The sequence below is a fragment of the Streptomyces sp. KLMMK genome, from assembly GCF_036961605.1.
GTDB lineage: Bacteria > Actinomycetota > Actinomycetes > Streptomycetales > Streptomycetaceae > Streptomyces > Streptomyces telluris.
On the sequence record NZ_JBAMDC010000163.1, the window covers coordinates 1 to 13,853 of the forward strand.

11 protein-coding genes and 1 pseudogene are annotated in these 13,853 nt (G+C 72.9%); 3 read left to right on the forward strand and 9 right to left on the reverse strand.

From position 1 onward, the window contains the following. The 3 genes and pseudogenes from V7793_RS21790 to V7793_RS21800 form a co-directional block, all read right to left on the reverse strand. Positions 1–1,610, reverse strand: a 1,610-nt coding sequence (locus V7793_RS21790; RefSeq protein WP_336009027.1) for a phospholipase D-like domain-containing protein, incomplete at its 3' end; no start/stop codon positions are given. Positions 1,611–1,748: 138 nt separating this feature from the next. After that, entirely contained in the window at positions 1,749–2,750 is a 1,002-nt protein-coding gene (locus V7793_RS21795) for a TIGR04222 domain-containing membrane protein (protein WP_336009028.1), read from the reverse strand. Continuing rightward, a pseudogene (locus tag V7793_RS21800) lies at positions 2,747–4,280 on the reverse strand (multinuclear nonheme iron-dependent oxidase). The gene V7793_RS21795 and the pseudogene V7793_RS21800 overlap by 4 nt, the downstream one beginning before the upstream one ends. A gap of 900 nt (positions 4,281–5,180) precedes the next feature. Between V7793_RS21800 and V7793_RS21805 the strand changes: the two are divergent. Both V7793_RS21805 and V7793_RS21810 read left to right on the forward strand, forming a co-directional pair. Next, on the forward strand, positions 5,181–6,242 hold the full coding sequence (locus tag V7793_RS21805; RefSeq protein ID WP_336009030.1) for a tetratricopeptide repeat protein: 1,062 nt from the start codon (positions 5,181–5,183) through the stop codon (positions 6,240–6,242). A 95-nt stretch (positions 6,243–6,337) separates the two neighbouring features. Further along, positions 6,338–7,390 (forward strand): polyprenyl synthetase family protein, encoded by a 1,053-nt coding sequence (locus V7793_RS21810; RefSeq protein ID WP_443057963.1) that lies wholly within the window; start codon positions 6,338–6,340, stop codon positions 7,388–7,390. Between the two features lie 45 nt (positions 7,391–7,435). On the opposite strand, the gene V7793_RS21815 is transcribed toward V7793_RS21810, so the two are convergent. From V7793_RS21815 to V7793_RS21835, 5 genes are all read right to left on the reverse strand, one after another. After that, a complete protein-coding gene (locus V7793_RS21815; protein WP_336009034.1) occupies positions 7,436–9,037 on the reverse strand; it encodes an alpha/beta hydrolase in 1,602 nt (533 codons plus the stop codon). Between the two features lie 116 nt (positions 9,038–9,153). Then, positions 9,154–10,299 carry an alpha/beta hydrolase family protein gene (locus V7793_RS21820; protein ID WP_336009036.1) on the reverse strand — a complete coding sequence of 382 codons (1,146 nt, stop codon included), beginning with the start codon at positions 10,297–10,299 and terminating at the stop codon, positions 9,154–9,156. 62 nt (positions 10,300–10,361) lie between these two features. Next, positions 10,362–11,735: an MFS transporter gene (locus V7793_RS21825; protein ID WP_443057962.1), complete on the reverse strand. Its 1,374-nt coding sequence runs from the start codon at positions 11,733–11,735 to the stop codon at positions 10,362–10,364. Beyond that, positions 11,732–12,337, reverse strand: a complete 606-nt coding sequence (locus V7793_RS21830; protein WP_336009040.1) for an ArsR/SmtB family transcription factor — start codon at positions 12,335–12,337, stop codon at positions 11,732–11,734. The genes V7793_RS21825 and V7793_RS21830 overlap by 4 nt, the downstream gene beginning before the upstream one ends. Before the next feature lie 76 nt (positions 12,338–12,413). Beyond that, positions 12,414–13,136, reverse strand: a complete 723-nt coding sequence (locus V7793_RS21835; RefSeq protein ID WP_336009042.1) for an SDR family oxidoreductase — start codon at positions 13,134–13,136, stop codon at positions 12,414–12,416. A gap of 91 nt (positions 13,137–13,227) precedes the next feature. Here V7793_RS21835 and V7793_RS21840 point away from each other — a divergent pair, with 91 nt between their 5' ends. After that, entirely contained in the window at positions 13,228–13,545 is a 318-nt protein-coding gene (locus V7793_RS21840; RefSeq protein ID WP_336009044.1) for an ArsR/SmtB family transcription factor, read from the forward strand. Positions 13,546–13,564: 19 nt separating this feature from the next. Here V7793_RS21840 and V7793_RS21845 read toward each other — a convergent pair. Continuing rightward, a partial coding sequence (locus V7793_RS21845; protein WP_336009046.1) for an alpha/beta hydrolase occupies positions 13,565–13,853 on the reverse strand: 289 nt, incomplete at its 5' end.

Sequence of the window (13,853 nt, forward strand, 5' to 3'; positions counted from 1 at the left end):
CAGATCCCGCGGGCGTAGTCGAAGGTCGCCGTGGCCTGCGAGTACTTCCACTGCGGGGCCAGCAGCTTCGCGTCGAGCTGCTGGGCGGCCTCCGGGCTCTCCACCATGTACCCGAAGTCCTGCAGCCAGGACGGGTAGAGGTTCTTCGAACCGATGTAGAAGGCCGAGCCGTCCACGGACACCAGCTTGTGGTGCTGCGCGTACGGCTTGCCGTCGGCCCACTTGGCGCTGTCCGAGCTGCGGGCGGTGGCCAGCTGCAGGTTGCCGCACATGGCCGTCTTCGCGCCCTGCTGACCGCCGGTGAGCAGCGCGAGGCGGTTGCGCAGGACGTCGCTGATCTCGTTCAGCGACTTGATCTGCGAGTAGCCGCCGCTGCCGACCGCGCCGCGGTTGGCGGGGTCGCTGACCACGATGCGGACCTTGACTCCGGCGGCCAGCTTCGCCGCGAGCGCGTCGTAGAGCCGGACGTCGTAGCGCGGGAGCGGCGGGCAGGTGGCGTTGAGATCCTGCTGGGAGATCTCCACGTGGCTGCGCGCACTGGCCACGAGGGCGCGCAGGGCGCTCTCCTCGGGGTTGGCCGTGTCGTAGTCGCGGTCGGCGTTGGTGTTGTCGTGCAGGCCCACGACGCACTTGGTGTCGGGCGCCGTCGGCAGGTCCGGCCGGAAGGACGAGGAGGGGTCGGAGTCCTGGATGCCGACGCCGAGACCGCCGACGGCGATCACGGGGACGTTCCCGGTGGCCGGGGCGGCGGCGGGGTTCGCGTCCTTCTCCATCGTCGGCATGCAGGCGGCGCCGTCGGACGCGGCGAACCAGACGCTCGCGATGTTGTTCTTGTTCCCGCAGGTCCAGGTCCACAGCTGGTCCAGGTACCGGCCGGCGGACCCGGCGGCGGGCCCGGTCAGGGCGAGGTCGACGTCGGACACCGGGTGGGTGGTGTCGACGTAGTCGTTCTTCCAGCTGTTGATACCGCCGGTGATCGCCGACTGCCCGTCCACCACGAGGAGCTTGGAGTGGTTCCAGGAGAAGGCGGTCTTCGAGGTGGTCATCGACGCGACGTTCAGGGTGACGCTGTCGGCGGCCTTGCCGAGCTTGTCGCGCAGGTCGTCGCGGTACTTCGAGGGGAGCACGTTCATGTGGTAGACCGGCGCGGCTCCGACCAGCACGCGGACCTTGAGCTTGCTGCCGTTCTCGGCCGACTTCTTCAGACCGGCGACGATCGCGTCCTGGAACGCCCCGTCGGGGAAGGGCGCCAGGGTGGATATGTCGACCGTGCGCGTGGCCCGGGAGATGTTCTCGGTCATCTTGGCGAGCAGCCGCTTCGTGCCGGGGCGCTCGGCGCAGGTGGCGTCGCCCCAGCAGCCGGGGGTCTGCAGGAGCCAGTCGGCGGGGTCACCGGAGGAGGCGTCCAGCGCGTTGCCGGCGGTGCGCTCCCACACGCGCCCTTCGAGACCGGGCGAGACCTGGCGGAGGGTCTGCTCGACGGCGTCGAGGTGCGGGGTGGCCGAGGAGTCGGCGAGCGCCGGGGCCGCGGGGAGCGCGGCCAGGGCGAGGGCGGAGACCGCTGCGGAGACGGCGGGACGGGTTAAACGGCGGAGCCGGAGGCGGGCCAATGTGCTTCCTTGGTCGGGGGTGCGGAGGTGACCGGGAACGCGCCGCGCGGCGAAACGCGCACGGCGATCCGCAGCGCCGGGGACCGGCACTGCGGATGATCACCGGGGTGAAGCTACCAGTTGCCCGGAACGTTCCGTTCACGAGCCGCAGCTGCTGCCGCCGCCGCAGCTGGAACTCGAACTGGAGGAGGAGCAGCTGGAGCCGGAGCAGCTCGAATGACCGGAGTGGCCGGAACAGCTCGATGCGCCGGAGCAGCCGTACCCGGCGCTGGTGTGGGACGACGAGGACGCGGAGGAGGAAGAGGACTTCGAGGTCTTCCGGGAAGCCGGCTTCTTCGCGCTCTTGGCGTAGGGGTGCCCGCTGCCCAGGCCTGTGCTCGGCAGTGCCGCCTGCCTCAGCTGACTCAGGAACGGCTGGTCCGGCTCGGGCCCGCCGGCACCGTGCACGGCGACGACGCCCGCGATGCCCTCCGGGTGCGTGGCCGAGAACCGTACGCTCCAGGGACCGGTCGTCGGCGTCCGGTTGATGAAGTCCTTGCCGCGCGGGGTGGGCCGCGCCTTCGGCCCGGCCGGCCGGCACCGGACGCGGAGCACGATGCCGGCGACGAGGAGGTCGAGGACGACGAAGGGCGTCACGAAGCTCCCGGGCATGACGGCCAGGGCCACGACGCCGACGCCCGCGAGGACGAGCCCGCCCACCTGCACGTCCGCGGCGCGCCGCCACTTCTCCTTCGCCACGGGCGACATGAGCATCCCGCGCCGGACGAGGGCGCCTTCGAGGGCGTCGACGGCCGGGTCGAACTGCAGCGACGTGCGGACCTTGCGCAGGGAGGTGCTCCAGTCGGCGCCGCAGCGGCCCAGCAGGGCGCGCTCCACGGCGTTGTAGGCGAGGGCCCGCTCGACCTTGAGCTTGCCGCTCTCGTTCACGGATATCCGCCCGTCGTCGCACATGCCCGCGATGACGGTGTCCACCACGCGGCCGCGGCCGCCGAGCAGGTACGCGACCTCCGGCAGCTCCGGCTCGCCCTGAGCGGGCGGCGGGTCGGCGAGGGCGCGGCGGCGGGCCACGACGAGCCAGGCCGACGGGGCGACGAGGGCGAGGAGGGTCACCAGGGAGGCGACGACGATGCCGGCGTTCATAGGGCGGCTGCCTTTCGGGTCACGCGCGAGCGCAAGATGTGCCAGGCCGACGCCAGGCGGGCCGGGAGCGGGGCGGAGACGGCGGGCGGCGCGCCGTGCCGGGCGGCCGTCCACGCCGCGAGGCGCTCCCGCTGCCCGGGATCGGTGAGGATGCCGTCGGGCCGAATGCCTTCGGTCCGGCGGTCGTTGGTCCGAACGTCGTCGGTTCGGATGCCGTCGGTCCGGACGTCGCCGGTCCGGACGTCGCCGGCCTTGAGGAGCGCCTCGGCGAAGTCGAGGGCGTCCTGGCGGTAGCCGTCGCTCATCGGACGGCCGCGGGCATGGGCGAGGAAGAGCCGCCGGAAGTCCGCCCCGAGGATCTCGGGCAGCTCCGGCGCGACCTTCGCGACGACGTCCGCGCGCTTGCCGAGCAGCGCCTGCTGCTGCGCCCGCAGCCGTTGCGGATCGAAGCCGGGCGGCGGGGGTGCGTCCGCGACGAGGGCGGAGAGCAGGGCGTGCTGGGCGTGCGCGAGGCGCCGCCGGGCGGCGTCGGGGGCGGCCTCGGGTGTGGTCCGGGGTTGGGGTGCGGTCTCGGGTGTGGTCTCGGGTGTGGTCTCGGGTGTGGTCTCGGGTGTGGTCTCAAGTGCGGTTTCAGACACTGTGCGCCGCCCTCCGCCGCAGGTCCTGCCGGGAGGAGCGCCGGGCACCCGCACCCGCCACCGTCGCCTTGATCGCGTCCAGTTCCGCGGCAAGTTCTTCGGGTGCGGGGAAGGCGTCGTCGCGCTCCAGGAGGACGCCCGGGGGCGTCACGCGGGCGGACAACTCGGCGAGGACGTCGAGGACGGGGCCGGTCACCGGGTGGGCGTGGCTGTCGTGCCACAGCCCGCCCTGCTCGACGCCTCCGGCCACGTGCACGTAGGCGATGGCCTCCAGCGGAAGTTCGTCCAGGGCGGCCGCCGGGTCGTGGCCCAGATTGACGTGGTTCGTGTGGAGGTTGGCGACGTCGATCAGGAGTCGCACGCCCGTCCTGGCGACCAGCTCGGCAAGGAACTGCCCCTCGGTCAGCTCCTCGCCGGGCCAGGGCAGGAGGGCCGCGATGTTCTCCAGCGCGAGCGGGACGGGCAGCATGTCCTGCGCGATGCGGACGTTCTCGCACAGGACGTCCAGGGCGTCGCGGGTGCGGGGCACCGGCAGCAGGTGGCCGGCCTCGATCCGCGGGGAGCCGGTCAGCGGTCCCCCGGAGCGGACGAAGGCGATGTGCTCGGAGACGAGCGGCGAGCCGAGGGCTTCGGCGCGCTCGGCCAGCGCGGCGAGCCGGGCGAGATCCGGCCGGTCGGCGCCGCCGAGGCCGAGGGAGACCCCGTGGGGTATCACCGTCGTGCCGCGCTCGCGCAGCTCCTGGAGCGGAGCGGGGAGGTGGCCCGGGCAGATGTTCTCCGCGACGACCTCCACCCAGTCGGCACGGACCGGGCCCGCCGCCACGGCACCGGCTATCTCCGGGCGCCAGCCGATCCCCGTCCCCAGCGTTTTGAGCGCACTCGGCTCACTCATGGCCCCGCCCCCGTCCATCCCGTGCTCCCCCGTGGAGCCGAACGCCTGTACCAGCCGGTTTTCCCCGCCGCACACTGTACAAATCCTGTGGCAGAGAAACAGCATCTGCCCCGTTCCGGTGCATAGCACACCCGTGGATTTCGCGCGTACATTTGCCCTCGGGTTTTCACCTCGGGGGGTCGAGTGAGCCAATACGGTCGAGGCCCGGGCGGTGGTCGGGGTTCCGCCAATGGACCGGGCAATTTCGCAGTAATCGTCGGGGCCGTCATCGGGGCCGCCGGTGCCATTGTGGCCGCAGTCATCGGTGTGAAAGCCGCAGTGGACGACGGCAACCCCGTCAAGCCAGGTCAGAGCGCCACCTCGCAGTGGGGCGGGCAGGGCTCGACGACCACGGGCGGGGGAAGCAGCAGCGGAAAGGGCGGAACGTCGTCCGGACAGGGCCGGGTAAAGCCGTCGCCGACCCGTAAGCCGTCCGCCTCGAATAGCGGCACGACGGGTTCGGTCACCGGCGGGCCGTCCGGACCGGCGGCTTCGAAGACGCCCGAGGAGAAGGGTAAGGCTTCCGTGGCTCCCCCGGGAGGGGCGGGAGCGGTCGGAGGGAACACCGCGGGCAATGCCGGGAGCGCGGGTAACGGGAATCCCGGCGCCCTCCCCGGACCTCCATGACGAACACCCTTGCAGCGCCTGCGCGTCAGGGCTCCGAGTGAGCCCTCGCGCATGCCCTGCTTCGCCCTGCGCTCGTACATCTCTCGTATGACCCGTGCCGTCTGCACCGGACTTCAGATGTACGGGACGCCGCCTCCTGGTCTGACTACTCAGGGTGGTTCGAGGCCATAGCTTCTTGATCAACGGTTGGGCGCCCCCTGCCCTCCCCGAGTGATCCCGAAGTGAGGCTGAACCATGTACGGCAAGGCATTCGCCCCCGAGTACCGGGGCTCCCTGGAAGACCTCTCTGTGAACGCCTCGCTCGAGGAAGTGCTGGCCAAGGCGGTGGAACAACAGCAGCGCGCCCAACTGGACGGCTCCGCCCTCGACATGGCGCACGCCGGGCTGGCCGTCGCGGAGGCGAGCCGTCGGCTCGGCCGGGTGGAGGACGCCGAGCGCGCGTGGAAGGCGAGCTACCGGGCCGCGCGGCAGGCAGCGGACCTGGGGGCGATGGCCTGGGCCGTGTGGAGCGGCGGCACGCTCGCGCGGCAGCGCGGAGCCCTGGCCCTGGCCCGGCGCTGGCTCGCCATCGCCGCCGAACTCGCCGAGCGGGGCGACGACATCGTGGCCCGCGGCTACTCCCTGGCGGGCCTCGCCGAGACCGGCCGCATCCAGGGCGACTACCAGGCTGTCGGCGAACTGCACGAGAAGCTGCTGGCCGAGGCGCGGCGCCGCGGCGAGGCCCGGCACACCGTGTGGGCGCTGGAGGGCATCGCGCAGATGCACCGCAACTCGGGCTCGTACGACACCGCGTTGGCCATGTTCGAGGAGGCGGCGGAGATATCGGGCCGGGCCGACGACGCCCGCGGTCACGCGTGGGCGCTGCGCGGGATCGCCGATGTGCTGTCCTTGCGGGGTGAGACCGAGCGGGCGCTCGCGCTGCTGTCGGAGGCCGAGGGGACGTGCCGGCGGATGAAGCTCGTCAGCGCTCTGGCCTACAACCACAAGATGCGCGGCAACGTCCTGTTCCGGGCGGGCCGTTACGCGGAGGCCGAGGAGTGCTACCGCGGCGCGCTGGAGGAGTTCCGGGAGATGGCGGAGCCGCGGGGTACGGCCCTGGCCCGGCTCGGGCTGGTCAAGAGCCGGGCCCGGCTGGGGCACGACCGCGCCGAGACGTCCGCCGAGCTGGACGACCTGCACCGCACGCTCGACCGGATCGGCCTGCTCCACGCCCGGCGGATGGTCGAGGCGGCGCGCGCCGAGCTGGGGATGGCGGCGGAGCCGGCGGCGGCCCCGGCGGCCCGTCCGGCCGCCTGACAGCACGTCCTTCCGCGGCAGCAGCCCACGACAGGGGCCTTCCGCGGCAGCCCACGACAGGAGAGAGAACGACCATGCCCACGCAGGCCGGCCCCGTGCCCCCGCAGACCGCACTCCGGATCCCCGCTCCCCAGACGCTCGCCCGCGCACGCGCGCTGGCCGAACCCGCGCTCAGAGCCGCCGTGGCGACGCTGCACCCGCTGCCGGCCCGCATGGCGGCCTTCTCCTTCGGCTGGTGCGAGGCCGACGGCACGCCGAGCCCGTCCCCCGGCGGCAAGGGGGTCCGCCAGGCGTTCGCCCTGCTCGGCGCGGAGGCGGTGGGGGCTCCCCTCGGGACCGCGGTGCAGGCGGCGGTGGCCGTGGAGCTGGTGCACACCTTCTCGCTGGTGCACGACGACATCATGGACGGCGACGAGCGGCGGCGGCACCGGCCCGCGGCGTGGAAGGCGTTCGGCACCGGGCCGGCCGTCCTGACGGGCGACGCCCTGTTCGCGCTGGCCGTGCGGACGGTCGCCGAGGCCGGGGGCGAGCACGCCGGCCGGGCGGTGGCGCACCTGGCCGACTGCCTGGGCGAGCTGGTGCGCGGGCAGGCCGACGACCTGCTGTTCGAGAACCGCCCGTGGACGGGGCGGGGGGCGGTCGGCATACCGGAGTACGAGGCGATGGCGGCCCGCAAGACCGGTGCCCTGCTCGGCTGCGCCCTGTCCCTGGGACCGGTGCTGGCGGGCGCCCCGCCTCTGCAGACGGGTGCCCTCGCCGAGGCCGGGCGACGGCTCGGCACGGCGTTCCAGATCGTGGACGACCTGCTGGGCATCTGGGGCGACCCGCGGACGACGGGCAAGCCGGTCCACGGCGATCTGCTGCGGCGGAAGAAGACCCTGCCGGTGCTGGCGGCCGTCGCCCTGGACGACGGGGCGGCCGCCCGCGAGCTGGCCCGGCTGCTGGGCCCGGACACGCCCCCGGACGCCGGGGCCGCGGACCGCGCGGCCGGCTTGGTCGAGGCGGCCGGGGGCCGGGAGTTCGCTCTGGAGGAGGCGCACCGGCATGCGGCGGCCGCCCATGACTGCCTGCAAGGCTCCGGCCTCGCGGAGGGCGCGGTCGGTGAACTCGTCGCGCTCTCCGCGCATTTGCTGGAGCGCAAGCTGTAGCGCCTCTGCTGCGGCCGCGGTGGCGGCGGGCGGCCCCGCCTCCGGTTACTTCGCCGCCGGCACAGGCAGCGGCGCGTCCTCGCAGGTGACGTCCCGGGCGGGCAGCTCTCCGGAGAGAAGGTACTTGTTCACGATGCTGTCGGCGCAGGCGCTGCCGCCCAGGTAGACGCCGTGGTCGCCGCCGGTGGCCGTGACCAGGCGCGAGCCGCGCAGGTCCCTGTGGGCGCGCTGCGCAGCCTCGTAGTACGTGGCCGGGTCGTGCAGGGAGTTGAGCATCAGGACGGGCGGCAGGCCCTTGCCGGTGACCTTGACGCGCGGCGCCGGGGAGGCGGGCCACGCCGCGCACGCGGAGGCGAAGGCGAGCTCTCGGGCACCCATCAGGGGGTACTTGGCGGTGTCCTCGGCGCTGCGCCGGACCCAGGAGCCGGTGTCGCGGTTCCACGGGGTGTCGGCGCAGGTCACGGAGAGGAACTCGGCGAAGAAGTTGGTGCTCAGGTAGGAGCCGAAGACGGTGTCGACGAGCTTCCGCTCGGCGGGGGCCGCCGTGCCCCAGTGCTCCAGGGCGGCGAGCGCCGTCGCGAGGGCCGGGAAGCCCTCCTGGGAATCGTAGATCGCCTGGATGGTGCCGCTGTCGAAGCGGTTGGGGTCGAGCGACTTGCTCTTGCCTTCGCCCGGGCTGAGCGGGTGGTCGCGCAGCGCGCTTCGGCGCCGCTCCCAGGTGGCCTTCGCCTCGGCCGCGGTGCGGCCGTAGTGGTAGGTGGCGTCGTTCTTCGCGAGCCAGGGCAGGAAGTCCTGCTCGAAGCGGCGCTGGAAGCTCTTCGGCTGGCCCTTCTCGAAGTCCTCCCAGGTGCCGCCGAAGGCTATGTTGCTGTCCAGGACGGCGCGTTCGACGCGCTGCGGGAAGAGCGTGGCGTAGTACGCGCCGACCATGGTCGCGTAGGAGGCCCCGTAGTAGGAGATCTTCCGTTCGCCGAGCAGGGCCCGGAAGAGGTCCATGTCGCGCACGGTCTGTTCGGTGGTGATGTACGGGAGGAGGTCGCCGTGCTTGTCGCGGCAGGCGTCGGCGAGCTTGCGGGAGTTGTCCACGACGCGCTGCACGGCGGCGGGCGAGCGGTCGCGGAAGTCGCCCGCGAAGAAGGCGTCGAGTTCGTCCTGGGTCTGACACTGCAGCGGCGTGCTCCGGCCGACACCGCGCTGGTCGAAACTGACGATGTCGTGGACGGCGCCGATCGCGGGCGCCTTCCGGGCGACGCCTGCCGGCCGCAGCAGCCCCTTGCCGCCGGGGCCTCCCGCGGCCATCATCAGCACCCCGCGCCGGTGGGCGGGGTCGCTCGCCCGCACGCGGGACACGGCGATCGTGAGGTCCTTGCCGGCGTCCGGGGCATGCCAGTCGCGCGGGACGGTCATCTCCGCGCACTCCATGGTGGCCAGCTCGGGGCAGGGCTGCCATGCGAGCTTCTGCGAGGTGTACCGCTCGGGCACGGTCACGGCCGCGGCCGGGCGCGGCTGCGCGGGCGCGCCCTGCTGCGCAGCGGCTGCTCCCGCCGGGAGCACTGCGGCCGCGACGACCGCGGCGAGCGCGGCCGACACGGCGGAGAGTACGGAGACCGCCGGTACGGTCCGCCGCGATTTCCTGAGCTCGAACATCGAACCTCCTGGTGCGTGGTGACGGTTCGATGCTCCCGGGCGGGGCGGCCGCGATCGACCCCCCTGGTATCCGTTCCGGGGGTGGCACTGGTGCCACCCCCGGGCCGGGATGTGCGCTACTTCTTGAGGATGTTGACTTCCGGGTAGGCCGCGGACGGCCGGTCGAGGAGCGGGCTCGGGGTGCCGCGCAGGTGCCGGTCGACGAACGCGTTCACGTACGCGCGGGTGAGTGCGGTCGAGCGGGTGCCCTTCAGGCTGCCATAGGCGCCGTGGACCCGGTCCGGCGGGATCTGGTCGGTCATCCCGAACCGGTCCACGATCCAGGGGGCGTCAGTGAACGTCAGGTGGCCGCCTTCGGGCACGTCGAGCCAGCGCTTCCAGCCCGTCAGCCGCTGCCAGTTCTTGTTCCAGTTCTCCGCGTCATCGCCGGACCGCTGTGCGCCGAAGAGCATCACGGGCTTCTTCAGCCCGTCGGCGGGCAGGTCGGTGGGGAAGTTGCCGTCGAGGTTGACGGCGGCGTCCACGCGCTTGTCGCTGCGCAGGGCCTCCACCGCGCTCGCGCCACCGATGGAGTGGCCGACCACGGCGATCCGGCTCCGGTCGACGGCGAGCGGGCTGCCGGGGGCGGTCAGCCGGTCGAGGACGAAGGAGAAGTCCTTCGCCCGGTTCCGCACGACGGCGGCCATGTCCGGCTTCGCGCAGATCTCACAGGTCTCGATGCGCCCGCCGGGGAACTCGACCGGGGCCTCGTAGGTGTGGTCGACCGCGGCCACCGCGTACCCGCGCGACGCGAGGTCCTCGCCAAGCGCGGTGAGCGTCAGCCGGCTCATCCCGAAGCCCGGCGAAAGGACCACCAGCGGCCGGGGCTTGCGGGCGGGCTCGGCGCCCAGCGTCGCGTTCGTGCGGACGCCGGCGAGCTCCTCCATGCCGACGACCGCCTTGGACAGCTCCTTCGACACGTAAGGGGCGTTCCGGTCGCCCTGGTGCCGCGCCGGATACCAGAGCGAGACCATGAGCTGCCGCTTGCCGGCGGCGGGCTTCCAGGGGTCGGGGCGCGAGGTGTCGACGAGGTGCAGGGTCTTCGTCCCGACGGGCGACTTGCCCGTCGGCGCCGGCACCTCGGCCGGGGTCCCGGGCGCCGCCGGCCCGGGGGCCCGTTCCGCCGCCGCGGCCACGGCGGTCATCTGGGGTGCGGCGAAGGCCACGAGGAGCGCGGCGGCCACGAAGGACCGCCGCGATGTCTTCCGCGATTTCCACAACATGATCATCACGTTATGCGACCGTGACACTCCTGCCATCCGCCTCAGGTCGGAAATGATCAACTTCACACGGCGGCGTCCTCCGGCACTTCGCGAGGGGTACGGGCGCCGCGCCGACGGTCCATCCCGCGCCACTCCGGACGCAGCGCGGCCAGGTTGGTGGTGAGGAAGTACACCGCGCCGCCCGCCAGGAGGACGGGCACCGGGCCGGCGGAGGTGACGGCGAGTCCGGCGAGCAGGCCGCCGAGGGGGATGCCTGCCCAGGCCAGGGAGTCGCCCAGCGCGCGCACCCGGCCCAGCAGAGCGCGCGGCACCCGCTCGAAGGACACGGCACTGAGAATGAGGTTGAGGAAGCCGCCGCCGAAACCGCCGACCGCGAACACCACGAGCACCACCCACAACGGCGCTTCGCAGGCCAGCACCACGAACCTCGGTGCTCCCGCGAGCAGGAAGCCCGCGAAGAACACGGGGCGGCGGCGCAGCCGGTGGGCGAGCGCGGCGGCCACGAGGCTGCCGCAGACGGCCGCGATCCCCGCCGCGCTGCTGGTGAGACCGATGGCCGCGGGTCCGCCGCCGGATCCCTCGGCCCACACGGGGACGAGGACGGCCATGAAGCCCGCGTCGAGGAGGTTGGTGACGCCGACCGTGACGATGATCGTGAGCAGCAGGGGTTCCCCGCGCAGGAAGGCGAAGCCTTCGCCGAAACGGCGCCAATAGCCTGCCGGTTCGCCTGCCCCGCCGTCCGTGGGCGCGTCGCCGGACGGGACCGCGAGACCCGTGCCCCGCGGGAGCACGAGCGCGATCACGAGGGAACCCAGGGCGAAGCAGACGGCGTTGACGACCAGGCCGGCCATCGGCCCGAGCAGCGCCACCAGCGCACCGCCGGCCGCCGGACCGACCGTGGAAGCGAGGCGCTCGGTGACGCCGGAGAGGCCGGTCGCCCGTTGCAGAGAGACGCCGCTGTACTCCGCCGCCTCCGGCACCATGATCTCCTTGGCCAGGTCGCCGGGACCGCGCGCGGCACCGATCACCGCGACTAGGCCGAGCAACAGCCAGAACGACAGCAGATCCAGGGCGTGGAGCAGGGGGATCAACGCGGCAGCGGCGGCGCTGAGGGTGTCGGTCGTCCAGGAGACGACGCGCGGTCCGACGCGGTCGACCAGGGGGCCGGTGAACATCTTGACCAGGACGTACGGGGTCATCTCGCAGAAGGCGACGAGTCCGGTCTGCGCGGCGCTGCCGGTGGTGACGAGCACGAACCACGGCAGGGCGACCGCCGAGACGCGCGTGCCCGTCAAAGAGACGGCCATTGCCGTGAGGACTCCGGCGAGCGGGCGGATACTGCGACCCGGGCAAGGGGCGTCGGGGGCTCCGCCCGGGCGCCGGGGGTACGGCAGACGGCCCGGTATCCGGCCGCGCCGCGGGGCCGGCGGCGTCATGACTCCCCCTGCCCGTCCGCGCCGTCTTCTGGGGCGCCCTCCGCCGCTGCGGAGTCGGGCAGGAGGTGCAGGATGAGCGAGACGTGCTCGCTACCGGAAGGGGCGCCGGCGCCGGGTGCGTGCTGCCGGTAGCGCTCGACGACCGCTCGGAGCTCGCCCGACAGCTCGACGGCTTCCTGCGGAGTGAGCCGCAGGCTCCAGTCGCTCAGGTCGAACGCGTCCCGCCAGGACTTCGGCAGGGCCGGGTACGCGGCGACGGCCAGCTGGGTACGCAGGGTGTGGGCGGCCACGATGCCCTGGACGTAGCCGAGCATGGCCTCGGGCTCCTGCTCGGCTACGTCTGCGTTGTCGATCACGGTGTTCTCGTGGACGGCGCGCCACCAGCGCTCGCGGGCGTTGCCCAGCGAGGTGTCCTCCGCGACGAAGCCCGCGGCGGCGAGCTGCCGGAGGTGGTAGCTGGTCGCCCCGGAGGCCAGGCCGAGGCGCTCGGCGAGCCGGGTGGCCGTCGACGGGCCGTGCATCCGCAGCAGTCCGACGAGTTGCACGCGTACGGGGTGTGCCAGGGCGCGCAGGCCCTTGGCATCGAGAACGGCATCGGTCATTCCCCGCACCCTAGACCGCCAAGGTTTCTTTGCAAAGAAACCTTGGCGGTTTTTCTCCATGGGCCGGGGTGCGGAATCAGAGCGAACGGCCCGCCCCGCCGTCGATGCGGATGGATTCCCCGTTGATGTACGCGGCAGCGTCCGAGACGAGGAACGCGGCCAGCTTGCCCACCTCCGCGGCGGTGGCGTACCGGCCCGCGGGGATGCGCGCGAGGAATTCGGGCTGCTCGGGCCAGCTGTCGACGTAGCCCGGCAGGATGCTGTTCATCCTGATGCCTTTGGCCGCGTACCGGTCCGCGTACAGCTTGGTGAAGCTCGTGAGCGCGGCCCGCAGGCTGGAGTTGACCGGGATCATGCCGAGCGGCTCGAAGGCCGTGTACGAGGAGAGGTTGACGAAGGCGCCGCCTCCGGCCCGCTCCATGTGCGGCGTGACGAGGCGCGCCATGCGGACGACGCCGAGGAAGAGCATGTCGAGCCCGTCGTGCCAGTCCTGGTCGGTGACCTCCAGCAGCGCGTCGTTCCTCGCGTGACCGGCTCCGTTGACGACGGCGTCGATGCGGCCGTGGCGCTCCAGGGCGTGGTCGACGAGGCGTGCCAGGTCGCCGGGGTCGGTGAGCGAGCCGGTCACCGCACTGCCGCCCAGCTCGCGGGCCAGATCGTGGACGGCGCCGTCGATGTCGAGAAGGACGAGCCGGTGACCTGCGGCCGCGAGCTCGGAGGCCATGCCGCGGCCGATGCCGGAGGCTGCGGCGGTGACGACGGCGACGGGGGTGGGGCTGGAGACAGGGGTGGGGGGCATGACACCTTCCGGGATGCTCACATACGACAGTACGAATAAAACCGTACAGTCGAACCTTCCTCGGTACGAAATCCGTCGTACGATCGTCCTCATGGCCACCTACCACCCCGACCGCGATCAGCTGCTCGTCGAGGACGTCCTGTCCGCCCTGGGAAATCCGGTGCGGCTGGGGATCGTGCGCGAGCTCGACGCCTCGCCCGGGGAACGCACCTGCGGCAGCCTTCCGCTGGAGATCACCAAGGCCACGGCCACGCACCACTGGCGGGTGCTGCGCGAATCCGGCATCACGCGCGAGCACAAAGCGGGCCGCTCGAAGGCCGTCTCACTGCGCCGCGAGGACCTCGACGCACGCTTCCCCGGGCTGCTCGACGCGGTGCTGCGCGCCGCTCCCCCGGCGAGGGAGCCGTAGCCCCCGCGGACCGGGCCGTTCAGCGGACCGAGGCGTAGGCGCCGAGGGCGATGTCGGCGAAGTTGCGCAGGGAGTCCGTGCCGGGGGCGAAGTAGCCGGTGTGGCCGTGGGCGCCGTGGGTGGGGACGACGCGGGCGCCGAACTCCGGGGACGTGGGGTCGGTGCCGTGGCCGAGGCCGAAGAGGTCGACGTTGGGGACGTTGCCTATCCAGTCCGAGGAGTTGCGCGCGGCGGCCCAGACGCGGGCACCGGTGTGCAGCCCGGCCGCCGAGTCGGCGCGCATGCCGGGGCTGCCGAGCGCCACCAGG